This window comes from Bacteroidota bacterium (genome assembly GCA_030706565.1).
In the GTDB taxonomy this organism is placed as follows: domain Bacteria; phylum Bacteroidota; class Bacteroidia; order Bacteroidales; family JAUZOH01; genus JAUZOH01.
This window is the reverse complement of sequence record JAUZOH010000408.1, coordinates 1-3,298: the sequence shown is the minus strand read 5'-3', so window position 1 is coordinate 3,298 and position 3,298 is coordinate 1. Positions and strand designations below refer to the sequence as shown.

Annotated in this window: 2 protein-coding genes; both read left to right on the top strand. The window is 41.2% G+C overall.

Annotated features, from left to right (window positions below):
• Nucleotides 1-2,268 (top strand): glycoside hydrolase family 127 protein (locus tag Q8907_14840; GenBank protein ID MDP4275548.1); only part of this gene is annotated, 2,268 nt, incomplete at its 5' end.
• A gap of 83 nt (nucleotides 2,269-2,351) precedes the next feature.
• Complete coding sequence (locus Q8907_14835) at nucleotides 2,352-3,194, top strand: endonuclease/exonuclease/phosphatase family protein (protein MDP4275547.1); 843 nt, start codon at nucleotides 2,352-2,354, stop codon at nucleotides 3,192-3,194.
• Nucleotides 3,195-3,298 lie beyond the last annotated feature (104 nt).

Genomic DNA, 3,298 nt, shown 5'->3' with positions numbered 1-3,298 from the left:
GATGAGCGCAAAGATGCGGGCATGGGCGTAGAACGGGTAGCAAGGTTCTTCACTCCTACCTATGAATCGAAAGTGGCACAAAAGAATAATGAAATCCGGTGGGTACAGATTGATTTAGGCGAAAGGAAAAAAATAAACGGATTTAAACTTTTGCCTAAAGTGAGTCCCTGGGGATATGTACAATCAATTGGGTTTCCCTCCCTTTTTAAAATTGAAGTCTCAGACGAACCTGACTTTAAAACGTCAATCATGTATGAAAACTATACAAGGGAGAGCTTTCCGGATCCTTACGATGCCATTTGCACTTTCTCCGGTAAGGAAGTCTACGGACGGTATGTGCGGTTAACCGCACTTCAGCTCAGGCAACAACGGCTGGCCTTGTCGAAGTTTATGGTTTTATCAGACGGCAATGATATTGCTGAAGGTTGTCCTGCCTCTGATTCAGAGTCAGGGAATCTTGGAGTAACCGTACTGACCCGTCCCCAACGCCCACAGGGGGAAGGTGTTGTTACCGACAATCCCGGCAACATTATTCCTCCCGACCAATGGAAGCCCGTTGCTTATAAAGCACAAGCCCCAAAAGGAGGCGTTCAACTGGGTGAAGGCCTATTTAAAAAAACCATGGAAAATAATATCAGTTACCTTCTAAACTCCTTCACCTTCGAGGAACTGGTCAGAAATTTCTACTTGAAAGCAGGAAAGCCGGTAAAACCAATAGCGGAAAGATTAAATAATTTCTGGTTTCTTGACCTGCCCGGACAGGAAGCCGGAAGATTCCTGATGGGTGCAGGCAATACCCTTCGCTGGACGGAAAATACGGAATTAAGAACCAGAATGAACCAGATTGTTGATGTAATTGACGAATGCAAAGAACCTGACGGCTATATCATGGCTTATCCGAAATATAAAATATTTGCAGGAGAATATGGAGCTTATACCAGATCGTGGGTTACACATGGATTGATTGAAGCCGGATATGCAGGTAATAAAAAGGCTTTTGGCCTTTTACGCGGATTCTACGACTGGTTCAACACCTCCTGCTATCTACCCGAAATGCTGCGAAGGGCTGGCCAGGGTTCCCAGGGAATAATCCCAAGTACCAGGATGTATTTTACACCGGTGGGAAAACCAAAGGACATAGAAGTGGTTCAACAATATTTCCAGGAAAATTACTGGATGGAACAACTGTCCAAAAGAGAAGAGAAAGCCATCTGGTTGTATCCTTACGACAGGCCTCATAATTATCTGATCACTGCCATTGAGCCTTATCTCGATTTGTACCGGGCTACCGGCGCAAAAAAATATCTGGATGCAGCTTCAGGTGCCTGGGATTTATACCACAACGACTGGGAACATGTTGGAGGTTCAATTGCAATTTGTGAAGGAACGGACCTCTATCCACCTAAATCATATTACCTGCACCGTTCAACAGGAGAACTGTGCGGCAGCGTTTTTTGGGCTTTCCTGAACCAGCGCTTTCACTTGCTCAATCCTGAAGAAGAAAAATATGTAGCTGAAATAGAAAAATCAATTTATAATAATCTGATTGCCAATCAGGTAGGAGACAAAGGCATCCGTTATCATGCCGTACTGGCAGACCACAAAGATTTAAACAACAACCAGCCATTCAGTATGAGTACCTGCTGCGAAGGCCAGGGAACCCGGATGATCGGTGCTTTACCGGAATTCATATATTCTGTGGCCAACGATGGACTGTATGTCGATCTGTTTGCCCCCTCAACGATCAAATTTGAAACAAAGACCGGGACAATGTCATTGAAAATGGATACCCGTTTCCCTTATGATCCCAAAGTGTTGTTAACCGTAAATGTTAATAAACCAACCGGATCTAAAATCAGGATTCGTATTCCATCCTGGGCAGCTTGTGAAATGACGGTTATGGTGAATGGGAAAAAGATTGCAAAAGGGAAACCTGGGACTTACGTTATGATAGACAGGCAATGGAATAACGGAGATGCTATCTCTTTTACCCTGCCAGTGAAGTTTAAGATGACTAAATATACAGGGAAAGAACAGGATCCAAACCATGAACGCTATGCTTTAGAATATGGTCCTTTGTTGATGGCTTATGTCAGTATGAAAGGACAGGCGAAAGATATCAAGTTAACTGTAAACCCTGATAAATTGATCAAAAACCTTAAACCAGTTGCTGATAAGCCCTTACATTATATGGTCAAAGGGAATAATGACTTCGAATATATGCCTTATTTTGAAGTTCAGGAGGAATCATTTACCTGTTTCCCTTAAAATATGCGCCGGTAAAATGGCGGGATTAACAATATTAATCAGAATGATCAGAACTAACAAACTAACTATCTTATAATAAAATTATGAAAAAAATAATATTACTTTTTTTGATTGCTTTGGCTTTTTTGCCTGCAGGTAATTCCCAAATCAAGAATTCCATTTTGGTAGCTGCATACAACCTTAGATATGCAAATTCCAATGATGGCATCAACAGCTGGACTAACAGAAAAGATCAGGTAAAAGGGCTGATTCAATTCCATAACTTTGATATTTTCGGCACAGAGGAAGGCCTGATGGAGCAATTGAACGATATTGCCCAACTCAAACAATATGCTTTTATAGGCGAAGGCCGTGATGGCGGCATTAAGGGTGAACATTCAGCAATATTTTACAGGAAAACACGCTTTAAGTTGCTTGATTCAGGTAATTTCTGGTTGAGCGAAACCCCTGAAAAACCATCTTATGGCTGGGATGCCAAACATTGCAGAAGAATATGCTCCTGGGGTAAATTCAAGGACCTGCAATCCAATAAAGAATTTTGCTTTTTTTGCGTCCACTTTGACAATGAAGGCATTGAAGCACAGAGGCAATCGGCCAAACTGATGGTTAGAAAAATCAAAGAAATTGCAAAAAATATACCTGCAATCTGCGTCGGGGATTTTAATTCTACTCCTGAAACCGAACAAATAGCCTGTATGCAGACCTTGCTTAATGATGCCTACAAAATTTCCCAGCAACTGCCTTATGGCCCATTAGGGACATTTAATGGGTTCAAATTTAATGAACCTCCCGCTAAAGAAAGGATTGATTACATATTTGTAAGTAAACAGATAAAAATTCTCAAATATGGCGTTTTGACCGATTCTTATGAACAAAAGTACCCCTCAGATCATTTCCCTATTGTTGCAGAAATTGTTAATTATTAAAAGCATGCGTTCCTGTAATTATAGATTGATTTTTCTGGCCTTGGGTACTTTATCCTTTGGATATAATTGTTTTAGCCAAAAAACGAATAAGGAACCCATATCAT

What these genes read in the sequence shown, in the direction of transcription:
- Q8907_14835 (MDP4275547.1), top strand. Translation starts at nt 2,352, where the DNA reads ATGAAAAAAATAATATTACTTTTTTTGATTGCTTTGGCTTTTTTGCCT.